The sequence below is a fragment of the Polymorphobacter sp. PAMC 29334 genome, from assembly GCF_019431245.1.
Taxonomy (GTDB): Bacteria; Pseudomonadota; Alphaproteobacteria; order Sphingomonadales; family Sphingomonadaceae; genus Polymorphobacter_B; species Polymorphobacter_B megasporae.
The window spans coordinates 635,052-649,441 of the sequence record NZ_CP080242.1; the positions used below are offsets into that span (position 1 = coordinate 635,052).

At 63.2% G+C, this 14,390-nt stretch carries 14 protein-coding genes; 6 read left to right on the top strand and 8 right to left on the bottom strand.

The genetic code is table 11. The annotated features are described in order from the left end of the window. Positions 1-5: 5 nt before the first annotated feature. A complete protein-coding gene (locus KZX46_RS02900) occupies positions 6-2,180 on the bottom strand; it encodes a TonB-dependent receptor (RefSeq protein ID WP_219773825.1) in 2,175 nt (724 codons plus the stop codon). A gap of 218 nt (positions 2,181-2,398) precedes the next feature. Further along, the gene (locus KZX46_RS02905; RefSeq protein WP_219773826.1) at positions 2,399-3,775 is read right to left on the bottom strand and encodes a transposase; all 1,377 of its coding nucleotides are present in this window, start codon (positions 3,773-3,775) and stop codon (positions 2,399-2,401) included. A gap of 98 nt (positions 3,776-3,873) precedes the next feature. Between KZX46_RS02905 and KZX46_RS02910 the strand changes: the two genes are divergently transcribed. Continuing rightward, positions 3,874-4,158 carry a hypothetical protein gene (locus KZX46_RS02910; protein WP_219773769.1) on the top strand — a complete coding sequence of 95 codons (285 nt, stop codon included), beginning with the start codon at positions 3,874-3,876 and terminating at the stop codon, positions 4,156-4,158. Here the strand turns inward: KZX46_RS02910 and KZX46_RS02915 are convergent. From KZX46_RS02915 to KZX46_RS02925, 3 genes are all read right to left on the bottom strand, one after another. Continuing rightward, positions 4,127-4,915, bottom strand: a complete 789-nt coding sequence (locus KZX46_RS02915) for a TonB-dependent siderophore receptor (RefSeq protein WP_219773827.1) — start codon at positions 4,913-4,915, stop codon at positions 4,127-4,129. The two genes, KZX46_RS02910 and KZX46_RS02915, sit on opposite strands and share 32 nt — an antisense overlap. A gap of 62 nt (positions 4,916-4,977) precedes the next feature. Continuing rightward, a complete protein-coding gene (locus KZX46_RS02920) occupies positions 4,978-5,982 on the bottom strand; it encodes a YncE family protein (RefSeq protein WP_219773828.1) in 1,005 nt (334 codons plus the stop codon). Between the two features lie 17 nt (positions 5,983-5,999). Continuing rightward, the gene (locus tag KZX46_RS02925; RefSeq protein ID WP_219773829.1) at positions 6,000-6,839 is read right to left on the bottom strand and encodes a hypothetical protein; all 840 of its coding nucleotides are present in this window, start codon (positions 6,837-6,839) and stop codon (positions 6,000-6,002) included. Positions 6,840-7,019: 180 nt separating this feature from the next. On the opposite strand from KZX46_RS02925, the gene KZX46_RS02930 reads away from it, so the two are divergent. Further along, positions 7,020-7,529, top strand: a complete 510-nt coding sequence (locus tag KZX46_RS02930; RefSeq protein WP_216711358.1) for a hypothetical protein — start codon at positions 7,020-7,022, stop codon at positions 7,527-7,529. Here the strand turns inward: KZX46_RS02930 and KZX46_RS02935 are convergent. Both KZX46_RS02935 and KZX46_RS02940 read right to left on the bottom strand, forming a co-directional pair. Then, positions 7,526-8,905, bottom strand: a complete 1,380-nt coding sequence (locus KZX46_RS02935; RefSeq protein ID WP_216711359.1) for a HAMP domain-containing sensor histidine kinase — start codon at positions 8,903-8,905, stop codon at positions 7,526-7,528. The two genes, KZX46_RS02930 and KZX46_RS02935, sit on opposite strands and share 4 nt — an antisense overlap. After that, positions 8,902-9,567: a response regulator transcription factor gene (locus tag KZX46_RS02940; RefSeq protein WP_216711360.1), complete on the bottom strand. Its 666-nt coding sequence runs from the start codon at positions 9,565-9,567 to the stop codon at positions 8,902-8,904. Before KZX46_RS02940 ends, KZX46_RS02935 begins: the two co-directional genes overlap by 4 nt. A 182-nt stretch (positions 9,568-9,749) precedes the next feature. Here KZX46_RS02940 and KZX46_RS02945 point away from each other — a divergent pair, with 182 nt between their 5' ends. The 4 genes from KZX46_RS02945 to KZX46_RS02960 are packed head-to-tail and all read left to right on the top strand — an operon-like array spanning position 9,750 to position 13,521. Continuing rightward, complete coding sequence (locus KZX46_RS02945; RefSeq protein WP_219773830.1) at positions 9,750-10,799, top strand: YncE family protein; 1,050 nt, start codon at positions 9,750-9,752, stop codon at positions 10,797-10,799. Between the two features lie 15 nt (positions 10,800-10,814). Continuing rightward, positions 10,815-12,143, top strand: a complete 1,329-nt coding sequence (locus KZX46_RS02950; protein WP_226895833.1) for a 2-hydroxycarboxylate transporter family protein — start codon at positions 10,815-10,817, stop codon at positions 12,141-12,143. 59 nt (positions 12,144-12,202) lie between these two features. Beyond that, on the top strand, positions 12,203-12,964 hold the full coding sequence (locus tag KZX46_RS02955) for a hypothetical protein (protein ID WP_219773831.1): 762 nt from the start codon (positions 12,203-12,205) through the stop codon (positions 12,962-12,964). Then, positions 12,961-13,521, top strand: coding sequence for a cytochrome b (locus KZX46_RS02960; protein WP_216711364.1), 561 nt, complete (start codon positions 12,961-12,963; stop codon positions 13,519-13,521). The genes KZX46_RS02955 and KZX46_RS02960 overlap by 4 nt, the downstream gene beginning before the upstream one ends. Here KZX46_RS02960 and KZX46_RS02965 read toward each other — a convergent pair. After that, entirely contained in the window at positions 13,518-14,327 is an 810-nt protein-coding gene (locus tag KZX46_RS02965) for a class I SAM-dependent methyltransferase (RefSeq protein WP_219773832.1), read from the bottom strand. The genes KZX46_RS02960 and KZX46_RS02965 overlap by 4 nt on opposite strands. Between the last annotated feature and the right edge of the window lie 63 nt (positions 14,328-14,390).

The following is a 14,390-nucleotide window of genomic DNA, read 5'->3' on the forward strand; positions in this document are numbered from 1 at the left end:
TCGCGTCAGAACTTCACCGAGGCCTGGACATAGACCAGACGCCCGATCGGAGAATAGGTCGAAACGTCGGCGGTATTGTCGGTGTAGGCGGCGCTCGGCGTGAACACGCTGGTCGACACCGGCGGCATGCGGTTGAATACGTCGTTCGCCCCCGCAGCGATCGAGAACCCGCTTGGGTGACCGTCACGATCCCTGACCGAATAAGCGACACGCAAGTCGAACGCGGTATAGGGCTTGATTCGCCCGGCGAACGACGTCGCCGGAGTTTTTGCCGCGTTGGTTTCGTAAGTAATGCCGCCGACCCCGAGATCGGTAACCGCCGAGACATAGGTGTTGCCGAGGACTACGTCGAAATTGCCGAGCGACCAGTCGAGCGTGGTGTACGAGCGGAACCGCGGCAATATGCCTTGGACCCCCGTCCCGCCATTGGTCGCGGTGCCGGCGTATTCATAGAACTTCTGCGACGGGATGACCTGGAACTTGTAGTTGAGAAAATAGGCGATCGCCGAATTGACCTCGAAGCTGCCGAGGCGGTTTGTCGGCACCAAATAGTCGATCGCGGCGTTGATGGTTCGCACGCGAATGCCGCCGAGGTTGGTGAAGCGGTCGATCGCATAGACGTTGTTGTAATTTGCCGGATCGGCGGCGAGGTAGGCGCGCAGGTCGCCTGGGTTGACGAACGGCATCGCCCCCGGTTGTCCCGGGAAATTGCCCTTTGCGATGTTCCCCGCAAACTGCGAAGCCGCGCCGTTCTGGTTGACGTCGAGGAAAATGTTGCTGAAACCTATACCGCCGGGAAAGCCGTTTTCCTTGACGAAGCTATAGTCGGCCTCGATGCGGAGCCTGGGCACGAAGGTCGGTTTGAACACCGCGCCGATCGAATAGGTCTGCGCCTTGGCCGGTTTCAGGTTGGGATTGACGCCGTCCTGCACCGGCGACAGGCCTGCCGCGAGACCCGGGAACGCTGCCGGGATGATGCCGGGACCCGCGAGGCGGTTATTGACCGGTCCGTACTCTTGATACAGCGGCGGCGCGGTAAACGACCGCGAATAGGTGCCGCGCAGCGTCAGGCTCTTGTCGAACGGCTGCCAGAAGAAGCCGATCTTGGGTACCGTCGAACCGCCTGCATCGCTATAATGTTCGTAGCGCACCGCGCCGATGAGGTCGAATTCGCGCAGGCCGGGAAAGCTGAAATTATCGCCGGCGATCGGCACGCGCGCTTCGCCAAAGACCGAGGTGATCGTACGACCGCCGGGCGTCTTCGATCCGGCCGCGCTCGTCGAGCACACCACCGGGAACGGGTCGGCAGACTGACCGCCCGTCCATGTGGACGCATTCGGCGTCAGCGTCCCGCCGTCGTTGCAATAATTTGGATCGGTGTGAACGTACCCGTTGCGGTCGGTGGTGCCGGTAAGCGACTCTTTGCGCGTCCCGCCGCCGATCGCAACGGCGACCTTTCCGCCCGGCAGGGCAAACGGGCTGCCGGTGATCTTGGCGTCGAACGAGTCGAGATAACTCGATGCGTGGAGTTGTTCGGTGCCGTATATCGCCGCCAACGCCGCAGCGTTCGGCGTCCGCGACAGCGGATCGAGGGCCGGGATGATGACGAACGGACTTGCTAATGAGAAGAACGAATAGACCTGGCTGTACGCACCCCCGGGCGTCGGCACGCCGGCAGCATTATATCCGCCCGCGATCGCTCGCGCGACGTTCGGTGCGTAGATGACATTGGTCTGGCGCTGGTCGAGGACGTTGGCACTGTGGACGTACGCCGCTTCGTAGTTCCACGACGGCCCGATAAACTCAAGCTTGCCCTTGAACCCGGCGGTGATGCGCAGGCTGTCGTTACGATTGTAATAACGCTTCGGCAGCGTCGGCACACCGAAGGTCACACCGGCGAGCGAACCAGTGACTGGGTCGAATGGCGATCCCTGCGGCAGCGTCACGCCGACGGTCACCGGCCGGAATTGGGTGAAGCTTTTGTTCTCCGCAATCTGCGCGTCGCCGAAGAAGACGATCGCATCGTCGACGATGTTCGCCGTCACGCTCGCAGCAAGCGCCTTCTGCTTCTGTTGCAGCAGAATCGTCTGAAGACGCGACAGGTCGTAGGTGCCGCCGATCCCGGTGCCGGCAATGCCGATATTGCTTCGGGCGGTCGAAGGGGTGGTCTGCGGCGACACCGTGGTGGGCGTGTTGACGTAGGTGCCGTTGGCGACCAGCGCGGCGAAGTTCGATGCCGTTGCCGCGGGGCCGGTCGGGTTAGTCTGCGACGGGCTGGTGAGGCCCGGGGCAAGAACGCCGAACAGGCCTCCCGTGACGACCGAGCCCGGGACCGCGGTCGACGTGCTGTAGAACGGGGACGTGAATGAACGCTGGTTCTGATCTCGACTTTGTACGTTTATGTGGCGAAGCAGAGTGCCTCTGCCATACGCACAAGGCGCGATGCTGGGATATTGTGGATTTCCCGGTCGGACGGGGAGCGTTGATTAATGTCGCCGACCCACAGCGCCATGCGCACGGCGCCGATGGCATCGCTGAACGTGAGACTGGTTTTTTGATACCAGGCGGCAGCGTACGGGGTGGATTTGCTGTTGAGCAATTCGCCGGCCCATAGGGTGACGAGGCTGTAAAGGCCAAGGAGCGCCGGCGTCGTTCGAGCGATGGCGTTATCGGACCATTGTCGCTGTGTCTCGACGCCAAGGTGGGCGCGGGTTTCGGCAAAGGTGACCTCGATCTGCCAGCGGCGGACGAACAGGGCGATGATCTGTGCCGCATCGAAGCTCACGTCCGTGCTGAAGAAGGCTTGGGGTGCGCGCCGGTTATCGGGATCGCGCACCAGCACCCATCGCACTGGCAGTACCGGCGTCCCGGGACGATACCACAGCGCAGTGCCGGTGGTGATGTCGAGGGCTTTGCCTTCAGCCTGACCGTACCAGGCGGAGACAATGATCCTGCTCCACACTGTTGCCGGATCACTGAGCAGGGATTTGAGCTTGGGCAGCGCCTTTCCCTTTTGTGCTGGACGGCCTGGGGTATTGCCTGTCCGCGCGGGCGGCGGCGCGAACAGGCTGGCGTCGAGCCTCAGCCGGCTGATCAGGGTTGCCCGTCGGGTGATGGCGTGGGCTAGTTCGTGCACAGCAAAGCTGCTGTCCCCGACGAAGATGATGCGCCTGTCGGGCAGCCAGCGGCACAGTTGCAGCGCGCCCTGCCGGGCCCAATCGGTCAGCACCTTGTGACGTCGTCCGGCCTGCAGATCGGCGCGTTCGGATGGCGCCAACAAGGTCAAGACCGGCAGGGCTTTCATCAAGCGTGTCCACGGCACTGGGGTAAGCACCATGAAGCTGAGCCAGCGCAAGCCGCTCGCCTTGACGAAGTGGCCATGGCTAGAGCGCACTGGATCCCGGTAAATGCCCCGGGCGCTGATCTTGCGCCCCCAGCGGCGTTCGATCGTATCGTCAAGTCCCACAACAATGGGCCCGTCGGGAACAAGATGCCCGATCACCATCGCGAGGATGTGTTTGGCAACGGCGCGCGGGCACCAGCGCGCGCGACTGAGGATCTGGTGGTAACTTGCGAAGTTGGCGGCTTCGGCGCGCCCGGTCATCCGCAGGCAGGAGGTAACGGTTCGCTTGCCGGTGGCCAGCAACGCCCCCATGGCCAATACCAGCAGGTGTTCCCAGCTCGGAGCGGTAAAGCATTGGCGTAGAGGGCCCAGCCAGTCGCGCAGGATTTGCGGAACGGGGTCGCCAATAGCGGGTCTGGGATGGTGCAGCATCCCCTGCTTCGAATCCCGCTGCAAACTGGTTGCAATGCAAGTGCGCTGCGGCGGATTGACTCGGGCAACGCTTGCACAGCACCGGCTATGACTGACCCATGGACAGGAACGACATCGCGGCCCGCATCGAGGCGTTTGACGCTGCCAGTGGCGGCGGCGTGGGTTGGTATCAGGACAAAGGTGCCTTCTGCCTCTATCTCCTGACAACCGAAGCCCCGATCGCCCGCTTGAAGCCGACCGGTAACGGCGACGACGTCCGGATCAACTACTGGTCACACCGGCGCAAATGGGAGGACATCGACGACATGGGCGGATGCGTTCTGCCCATCGATCAGGCCCTCGATCATATCGCTAACAATGGCCTGTTCTGGACCTGGACCTGACCAAAAATCGTACAAAGTCGAGCTGATAGAGCGGATCGGAATTGACGATACTGCCCGACAGGGTGACGTTCAAACCCTTCGCGAAATTGTGGCCGATCGTGAAGCTCAGGCTATTTTCGCGGTATCCGCCCTGCGCGAAGCCGTAGCGGCCATCGATCTGCGCGCCCTCGTAGTCGCTCTTGAGAATGAAGTTGATGACGCCGCCGACTGCATCCGAGCCGTACGTGGCGGACGCGCCGTCAGTCAGTACCTCGACGCGCTCGATCGCGCCGGCCGGGATCTGCGAGAGGTCGACGAACACCTTGCCGCCGAGCCCAGCAATCGCGTTGACCGCAGCGCGGCGGCCGTTGATCAAGACCAATGTATCGAGATTCCGGAGTTGCGCCTGACTGCCGCCGGCGGTGTTCTGGTTGGTGTTATTGGCATTGCTGTTGCCCGCGTTCGACCGGCCGGCGAAGGACGGGATCTGCTTGCGAACGAGTTCGAGGACGTTGTTGTTCACGCCGCCTTTGGCAATCGCGTCGGCGCCGATGATGCTCACCGGGACCGCAACCTGATCGGGCGTCGTCGGCAGTGCCGAGCCGGTGACGATGATCTCGGGTGCGTCGTCGGGATCGGCGTTGGCCGGGGTGAGTGCCACCGCTCCAATGGGAGTCGGTCCGGCCTGTGCGATCGCGGCGCTGGCGATCGTCAGTGCTGCGATCGCGGCGGTCGACCGGAGAATGGTTCTTGCCGTCAGTCTGGTATCGATAATCATGGTTGGTGCCTCCCCTGGGTGCCGGCGGGCCTTCTGGTGCCCTGCCGGCGATCGTATTTCGTCTAGCGCGGCGCGACGTCGTAGCGGAGGACCTTGGCCATCGCCTTCGTCTCGCCCGGCGATGCGGCAACCCACAAGTGATGGCGAATTGGATCGAGGATCGCCGTCTTCGCGCCGGCCATGCTTAGAATCTTGGCTGCCTCGTGGTATTTGTCAGCGCTGTCCTGCTCGATGACGGTGATGTACCCTTCGCCGCCGGTGGCATAGATGCGGCGGTTTGCGGCATCCCACGTCACCTGGTCGGTCTTGCCCGGCGCGTCGAACGTCGCGACCGTCGCACCGGTGTCGACGTTGATGACGACGAGCTTGCCAGGCTTGCGGCTGACGATGAAAAGCCGGTGGGTCGTCGCGTCATAGGCGGCGCATGCGTTCTGCTCGGCGACAGTGAACGGCCACGTCGCGGCGATCGTGCCCGCCTTCATATCGACGACCGCGATCGCGTTTTTGTCGGTGACGTTGATCCACAGCTTGGACCCGATCGCCATCGCCTCGACGTGGTCGGCGTCGAAGTGGACCGACTTGAAGACCTTGCCGGCGACCGGATCGATCTCGATGAGCCGGCTGTCGGGAAGCGGCACATCCTTGCCGCCGGTGACGACCCAGAGGTGCCCGCTGGCGGGGTCGAAACCGGTCGAATCCGCGCCCTTCGGCAGCGGATAGGTTCGCTTCGTCTTGAGGGTCGTCGCGTCGAGCACCGGCGACGGCTTGTCGCCGTCGATAACCAGCAGCTCGTTCGCCGCTGGCATATAATGGAGCGAGTGCGGCGTACCGAAGCCCTTCAGCCGCGTCTTGACCTTGCCGCTGTTCAGGTCAAGCGCCTCGAGTTCGGCGCTCTCTTCGCCAGCGAGAAACAGTGTCCTGTCCTTCTCATCGATCGCGAAGTGATCGAAGTCGCCGGTATACCCCGGAAGATCGGTACTGCCGGACAGCTGAAGTGGCGCGGCGGCAAGCGCGGGCGCGGCAAACGCGAGCAGGGCGGCACCGGAAAACAGGGAACGCAGGGTCATCGTCATCTCCGGCAAAATCACTTGGTGGGGGCGAACAGCGCGGCGCTGCTCGGGATTGCGGCGGCGACCTCGTCGCGGATCGCGAGGCCCTTCCGGTGGATCGCTTCTCTGTCGTCGCCGACCTTGAACGGGAAAACGAGCCCAAGCGCGCCGATCCGGTGGCCCTTGGCGTCATTCAGCGGCAATTCGGTCTCGAACCGGTCGTTGTCGCCACCGACCTCAAGATTGGTCGACCCCTTGTCGATTACGCGCAGGTCGTCCTCGTCCGCCGCCTTGCCGAAGCGGCCGATGTTCGAGCCGATAATGACGTTGTGCTTGCCGGCGGGCGGCGTCGCGTGGATCATCATCACGAGAAGTTCGGGATGTTTGGCGATCGTCTTGGTCGCCAGCGTCTGGGCATAGGTATCCGGACCAAAGGCAGAATCGAACGGCCACGGGTCGGCGGCGTTCTTCGCGCTCAGCGTCGCCTTGGCAAGCTCGGTCTGGACCGCCACTGCGGTCGCCGCATTCGCCGCTCCCGTGAAGACGATCTCGATTGTGCCAAGCCGGTGACCCGAATTGCTGTTGAACGCCTCGCGCACGGTGGATCCCGTCACCGCGTCGGCCGCCGGTGCCGGGACCGCGGTCATGACCGTCGTACGGTCGGCGGTCGAACCGAGGACGAGCATGCCGTCGCCTTTCTCGCGCTTGCCGATGACGGTAATCGCGACGATCTCGGGGTGGCGGGCTTTCGCTGCGACGATCTGATGCTGGACATAGGTCTGGCCGTTGACGACCGGGGGCGTCTCGTCGTCGGCGAGCACCGCTGCGGGCATAAGCCCTGCGACGATAGCCGCGATCATCAGTTGGATACGCATTTTATCAAGTCTCCCCACGCGCCGTGCTCCACAGCTTATGCGGCTGGTAGTGACGACCGAAGCTGACGCCTGTCTTGCACCAACTTAAATTGCTGTTCAGGCAACCAAGTTGTCACGACAGGTTGGCTTCAGCTTCGCAGTCTAGACGCAACTTAAAGCAACGACTTTGGGAGTGACGTCATGCGACGAGGATTGGCGATCGGCGCGGTGCTGCTGCTGGCGGCAGCGAGCGCCTCGGCTGAAGGCGCGAAAAACTGGACGCCGCCAAAGTTCACGACCTATGCCCAGACGCTCGCCGACGCGACAATGCGCGAGCATCCCGAACTGCTCAGCATGACCTTTCACGGCGTGCCGCCCGGGCTCGCCAAAGTCTATACGATGTTTGCCGGGTCGTACCCGGACCGCATCGGCAATCCCGACGATCCCGATGACGTCGACGTTATCGTCAAGGGCATCACGGTCGTCGATCCGCGCTGGCACCGGACTAAGGACGCGACACCAAAATTCGTCGTTCAACTCCCGCTGCGCGACCTTGCCGGTGAGAATGTCGGCTTGATCGTCTACGCTTTCCGTGTTCCGGTCTCGTCAAACGCGGGCGAGCGCGAATATTACGTCAAAGCGCTCGATCTTCGCGATGCGCTCGCTACGCATATTCCCACGTATGCGGCACTGTTCGATCGGGCGCGCTAGACCTGTATTACGGTGTCGAGTGCCGTGTCGACGCGCGGCAGTTCTACGATGATGGCGAGGCCCCGAAGCCCGCTTGCCGGCTCGGCCCAAATCCGGCCGCCGTGGAGACGAACGATACTGCGCGAGATGGCGAGCCCGAGGCCGGCTCCACGCGGGGCGTCCGACCCGGCAAGGCGAACGAAGCGCTCGAACATCCGGTCGCGTTCGGCTCCGGCGACGCCGGGTCCATCGTCCTCGACGCTGACACGCCAGAGGGAGCCGACAAACCCGGCCTCGAGGCGAACCCTGCCGCCAGTCGGCGTCGCCTTGAGCGCATTGGTGACGACATTGAGCAGCACCTGCCGCAGCCATACCGGCTCGAGCGCGATAAGTCCGGCATCGCCCTTCGAGCAGTCGAACCGATGGCCCGAGTCTTCGGCGAGGACCTCGGCATCGTGCGCGAAGCTGTCGATCAATCCGCACGGATCAGCGGTCTGAAGGTCGAAAGCGATCGCATCGGCGTCCGCGCGCGACAGGAACAGCATCTGGTCGATAAAGCGGTTCAATCGCGCGATCTCCTCGATCTGCTCGATTGCGGCTTCGGCGTGGGTCGTCGCACCGTCCTGAAGGATCGCTTCGGCATGGAGGCGCAGCAGCGACAACGGGGTCTTGAGCTCGTGACTGACCTCCTCGCTGAAGCGGCGCATCTGGAGGAAGGCACTCTCGAGCCGATCAAAGGTCCGGTTGAGGAGTTCGGCAAGGTCAGAAATCTCGTCGCGGACGTCGCCGACCGGGATGCGTTCGCCGAGGTTGTCGGAGCGGATCCGGTCGGCCGTCTCGCGAATCGCGCGGATCGGACGCAGTACGAGCCGGCTGAGGCCGAGGCCTATCGCGATGCTCGCCACTAGCATGACCGCGATCAGCGCGACGCTGGTGATGGCATAGGCACGCAAGGACGCATCGACGGTCTGCGCGGAGGTGGCGACGGTGACATCGTACGGCGGAAGCAGGAATTCACTAACGCGAAGCGAGCCAAGCGCTGGGGTGCTGGCATCGAAGCGTCGCTGACCCTTGACGTCGGGAATGCGCTGGCCATGCAGGTTCGACGAGTTGAACAGGAAATCGTTCTTCCGGGGGTTTTGTATGCTGATGAAAAAAAGCACCGATTCGTAAGGATTTATTCCCGCCAGCCGCGTCTCGAGGACCTCGGGATCGACCGTCGCGTAATCGTCGCCGATGTGCGCCTTCAATTGGCGAAACTCGGCGGCATTCAGCTGATCGAGGCCGTGGATCAGCTGGGTGTTGAGCAGCACGCCGCCGATGGCGCTGAGGCCGGCGAAACTAAGCGTCGCGGCGACGGCGTACCAGAAGGTCAGGCGGGCGCCGATGCTCCTCACAGCAGCTGGTAGCCGATGCCGCGCACAGTTTTGAATATTGGGGCCGCGGTGACTGCGCCGATCTTAGCGCGCAATCGGCTCATGTAGACATCGAGCAAGTTGGTATCGACGTCGAAATGCGAGTCCCAGATCTTCTCGGCGATCAGCGACCGCGTGAGCACCCGACCGGCGTTCTGGACGAAGATCGTCATTAGCGCATACTCGCGTGCAGTAAGATCGAGCTGTTTGCCGTCGACGCGTATGACGTGGGCGAGAAGGTCGAGCGTAATGCCGTTATGCTCGTAAACCGTCTGCTTGCGCGCCGCCTGCCGCCGCAGCAGCGCGCGGATGCGCGCGAGCAGTTCATCCATGCCAAAGGGCTTCGGCAGATAATCGTCGGCACCAAGATCGAGCCCGGCGACACGATCCTGGCGGCTATCGCGCGCGCTGAGAATTAGGACCGGCTCTACGAATCCCGCGGCACGCCAGTCGCGGATGAGATCGAGCCCGTCGCCGTCGGGCAGGCCAAGGTCGAGAATGACGAGATCATACGCTGTCTCGACGAGGGCGTCCGAGGCCGCGGCGCACGTCGTCACCCAGCGGACGATGTGCGCATGCTGGGCGAGGCCGTGCTGGAGGAAGCGCCCCAGCCGCTCCTCGTCCTCGACAACCATCAGTTTCATGCGATCTCCCCACGTGCGCGTTGGGCGCGCTTCTCGCGTGCGAGGATCGGCACCCCCGAGCGCGCCGTCAACCGTGTTGCCGTTCCTGAACAGCTCGTCAGGATGGCGTTAGGCTGCCGTCAGGAAGCGCGCCGAAAAAGCGTAGGCAAGCGGTAAAGGCCGCAGTCATGGGGGAGGCAAGTGTGCGCCTGAAGTTCGGCATCATCGCCATAGGCTTGATCAGCGCGAATCTTTCGGCGGCACCGGCGTCGCCGGTCTACGGCCTGCAGTCCGAGGTCAGGCTGAAGGGCGCAGCGCCAGCGTGGGATTATGTTGCCTTCGAGGCGGCGCGCAACCGGCTTTTCCTTGGCAGGCGCAAGGACGGGGTCACCGTTGTCGATGCGGCTAGCGGACATGTGGTGGGCGCGATCGCCAACAGCGCCGGTGCGAACTTTGCGCTGCCGGTGCCCGGCCTCGGCCGCGGCTACACCGCCAACGAGGATGGTTCGACGACCGTGTTCGCCCTCGATTCGCTGGCGACGATCGCCCGCATCAAACTCGGCGAGAGCGTTGATGCGGCCTTCTTCGACCCGGTGACGAAGCTGGTCGCGTTTACTGACGGCGATCACCACCGGCTCATATTGTTCGACCCCGCGACCAATGCGCCTGCCGGGGCAATCGCCATGCCCGCCGAGGAACTCGAGGGCTCGGCGGCAGCCGGGGACGGCAGCCTCTGGGTCAACGAGCGCGATAAAGACCGCATCGCGCATGTCGACCTCGTGCACCGCAAGCTCGTTGCCGATTTCCCACTACCCGGCTGCACCCAGCCGACCGGCCTGGCATATGATCCGTTGACCGCACGATTATTTGTCGGCTGCAAGGGTACGGCCCCGATCCTTGCCGTCGTCGATGCCACAACCGGTAGCATCGTAGCCCGGCTTCCGATCGGCCGCGGCAACGACGGCGTTGCCTGGGACGCGAAACGCAGACGAATTTTTACCGCGAACGGAATCGATGGCAATGTCGTGATGATCGACCAAGGCGGACCTGACACCTACCGCTTTGCGGGGGCGTTCACGACGCGACCCATTGCCCGAACGCTGGCGGAGGATCCTGCCACGGGTCGGATCTTTACCATGACCGCATCGGGCATCGTCGACTCCTCAAAGCCGCGCAATCTCAAGGCCGGCGCTTTCTATCCGAACCGCTATCTCGACGATACGTTCGTCCTGCTGACGTACGCGCCGCAATGACGGGGGATCGCTGACGTGCCGGAAGAAATACAGAATGATGCCGCGCCGGTGATTCCATTGCCGCGCCGTCATTTGATCGATTGGTCGATCGGCATCGTCCCGATTCCAGTTGCTGTTGCGATCGTTGCCATCATCAGTGTCTACGTCGCAAAGGGTTCGGTCCCGGCAGATTTAACGACTGCGATCGCGGTTCTCGCGCTCGGCGGCTTCGCCTGCGCTGAAATCGGCAAACGGCTCCCCGGATTGCGTCGAATCGGCGCTGCAGCGATCCTCGCGACATTCATCCCGTCCTTTCTCGTCTACATCCACGCCATTCCGAAGCCGCTCGAAAAAGCGATCAAGACGTTCACCGACCAAAGCAATTTCCTGTACCTCTTCATTGCTGCGATCATCGTTGGCTCGATCCTCGGCATGGACCGGCGGGTCCTGATCGGCGGCTTCGTCAAAATCTTCGTGCCGATCTTCACCGGCTCAATCGTCGCCGTCGTTGCCGGCTGCCTTACCGGTATGGCGCTTGGCATCGACCTGCCGACGGTCGCATTCAAGATCGTTGTCCCCGTTCTCGCTGGCGGCATTGGCGAGGGCGCGATCCCGCTGTCGATCGGCTATGCCGCAATACATGGCGGCGACCAGGGTGTGCTGCTTGCCCAAATCCTCCCGGCGGTGATGTTCGGCAGCCTGACCGCGATACTTCTGGCCGGGGGGCTGAACTTGCTCGGCCGCCGCCGACCAAACCTCACCGGTAATGGGACGCTGCAGCCCGGCGAAATCGACGTGCCGCTCGACTCTCCAGATGCAGCACGCTTCATTCCCGATCTGCCGACGATCGGCGCCGCGCTGGTGCTGGCGATGACCCTCTACATGACCGGCGCATTGGTTCAGAAGCTGACCGATTTTCCGGGACCGGTGACGATGCTGTTCCTCACGGTGATGCTCAAGCTCGCGGGCTTCGTTTCGCCGCGCCTCGAGCAGGGCGCGTACCGCAATTATCAGTTTGCCGCGACACTGCTGACCTATCCGCTGTTGTTTGCGATCGGTGTGTCGAAGACGCCGTGGGACAAGCTGATCAGCGCGTTCAACGCTCCCGAACTAATCACGATCGTCGTCACCGTCGTTTCGCTTACCGTAACCGGCTTCGTCGTCGGTCGGCTCGTCAACATCTTCCCGGTCGAGGCCGGGATCATCGCAGCGTGCCGAGCGAGTCAGGGCGGCACCGGCGATGTCGCGATCCTCAGCGCATGTGACCGCATGCAGTTGATGCCATTTGCCCAGGTTGCGACACGGATTGGCGGTGCGCTGACCGTCACTCTGGCGCTAGCGGCATTCGCTCGCTTTGGCGGGTAGCGCGACGTGACCCGGCAAAAGACTCTGTTGGAGACTGAACAATGCGGATGATCCGGCGATTGACCATTATTCTGCTCGCACTTTTGGGTTTGACGGCATCGTCGGCACTAGCAGCGTCGGTCGACCCGGCTGTCGCGCGCGGCAAAGTCGTCCTCTACGTTTCAAATATGACGAAGCTGGAGAAAGCGCGCGCCGCCGCGCCGCTCGACCCGAAACGCGTTGCCACGCTCGAGACTTGGCGGCGCAACGACACCGCGCTCGTCACGTGGCTCATAGGGCTCGGTTTCGGCGTCCGACAAGTCGACGAGAGCGCGCCGCCGGCGACGACGCACGGTGCCGACCTGATCATTGTTTCCGAGAGCATCGATGCACTTGAGGTCGCTAACAAATATCGGGCGACACCAATCCCTCTCATCACCTTCGAGAACGATATCCTCGGCGACCTGGCGATGGCGGGACAGAAGAACCACCGTGACTACGGCACCGACGACGACCAGCGCTTCGTCGACATCGTCAATGCGCCGCACCCGCTGGCCGCCGGCCTCGCCGCGGGCATCCAGAACGTTTTGAACGACGAGCATTTCAAGATGAACTGGGGAAAGCCCGGGCTTGGCGCGACGACGATCGCGACCCTGCGCGGTGAACCCGACAAGGCGGCGATCTTCGCCTACGAGCGCGGCGCGACGATGAATGGCGAGGCACTCGCGCCTGCGCGCCGGGTCAGCTTCTTCCTCTGGCAGGACACGTTCGAGGCCCTGCGACCCGAGGGTCTTGCGCTGCTCCGCGCCGCCGTCCTCTGGGCGGCGACCCCTCCGTCATGATCCGCTGGTCGGGACCGCCGCGGGATCCGGTCGAACGGTACGACCGGCGGACGATTGCCGCGCATTGGCTCGTCGCTGCGCTCGTCATCGGCCAATGGGCCAGTGGTCGGACGATCGACTGGTTTCCCAAGGGGGCGCCGCGGATTGATGCACGCTCGGTCCACCTCGTTCTCGGCACGCTGCTCACGGCCGCCCTGATCTACCGCCTTTACTGGCGCTTGGGGCGAGGACGTCGCTTCCCGGTCGATGCGGGTTCGATCGATGGCCGGGTGGCAGCGGTGATGCAGGCGGCGCTCTACGCGACGCTGGTCGTTGTCGTTGGACTGGGCCTATGGAACGAAGCGTTACGCGGCGATTCGCTGTTCAATGTCATCAGCCTTCCGAAGTTTGGCGCGTATGCCAAGGAGGCTCGCCACCTCCTGTCGAACCAGGTGACAACGTGGCACAGCCTCGCCGCAAATCTTCTCCTGATTCTCGCCGGGCTGCACGCGGCCGCGGCACTCGTCCATCACTATGTCCTACGCGACGGAACGCTGCAGCGCATGTTGCAACGCTAGCGCGGATCGGCGCTCGAAATGTACGACGAAGACAGGACGACGTTCGGCACGTTACCCCCGAACTCGTGTTCGGCTAAAGTCTCGATGCCGTCGAGCAGGCGCGCGCGAACGTCATCATCGAGCCGGCGAACGAACGAATAGGTTGCATAAAGCGCCCGGATCGCGGCAGCGGAAATAACGCGCTCCTGACGGATGACGACATGCTCTGTCCTGCCAAAGCCCACTTTCGTCAGTGTCGTGCGCCAAAAATCAACGTCGAGAGAGCCGTGTCCGTCGATCGTTTGCATCGGCGGAAATTGGATGCCCGCAAGCAGGGGCATAGCCGCGAACGCAAAGGCATCGCCGTGATGCGGATTGCGATAGCTGTTCCACCACATCGCCCAGGTGCCCCCGGGGGTCAGCGCCGCATGGACCTTGGCGAGCGATGGCGGGATGTCGAGCCAATGGAACGAGGCGGCGGCGCACCCGACGTCGAACGAGGCATCGCGTAGTTTGGCATCTTCAAACGACGCATTGATGACGACGAGGGCGTCGTCGCCGCCGGTGAACGACGGCAGTTGCCGGGCCAACTCAGCGTCCGGCTCGATCGCGACGAGCCGGGCGACGCCACGCCTGAGCAGCTCGCGAGTGACAAGACCGGTTCCAGGACCAACTTCGAATACGGCCCGGTTCGTGAGCCCGCCCGTCCGGGTTTCGACCGCGTCGTAGAGTTCCGCCGGATAGCCCAGGCGCGCCGCGTCGTAACCCTGCGCGTCATGCCCGAACAGGGCCCGGCCTTCCTCTCGCGCAATAGTTGATCCGGTCATAGGAACTCCTGTGGCCGCGCCATCGCTGGCGAACGTATTCTGCCAGCGATCACCATCGGAACT

Coding starts and splice junctions, on each gene's coding strand:
- KZX46_RS02905 (WP_219773826.1), bottom strand. CDS start 3,775: ATGCTGCACCATCCCAGACCCGCTATTGGCGACCCCGTTCCGCAAATC.
- KZX46_RS02910 (WP_219773769.1), top strand. CDS start 3,874: ATGGACAGGAACGACATCGCGGCCCGCATCGAGGCGTTTGACGCTGCC.
- KZX46_RS02915 (WP_219773827.1), bottom strand. CDS start 4,915: ATGATTATCGATACCAGACTGACGGCAAGAACCATTCTCCGGTCGACC.
- KZX46_RS02920 (WP_219773828.1), bottom strand. CDS start 5,982: ATGACCCTGCGTTCCCTGTTTTCCGGTGCCGCCCTGCTCGCGTTTGCC.
- KZX46_RS02925 (WP_219773829.1), bottom strand. CDS start 6,839: ATGCGTATCCAACTGATGATCGCGGCTATCGTCGCAGGGCTTATGCCC.
- KZX46_RS02930 (WP_216711358.1), top strand. CDS start 7,020: ATGCGACGAGGATTGGCGATCGGCGCGGTGCTGCTGCTGGCGGCAGCG.
- KZX46_RS02940 (WP_216711360.1), bottom strand. CDS start 9,567: ATGAAACTGATGGTTGTCGAGGACGAGGAGCGGCTGGGGCGCTTCCTC.
- KZX46_RS02960 (WP_216711364.1), top strand. CDS start 12,961: ATGATCCGCTGGTCGGGACCGCCGCGGGATCCGGTCGAACGGTACGAC.
- KZX46_RS02965 (WP_219773832.1), bottom strand. CDS start 14,327: ATGACCGGATCAACTATTGCGCGAGAGGAAGGCCGGGCCCTGTTCGGG.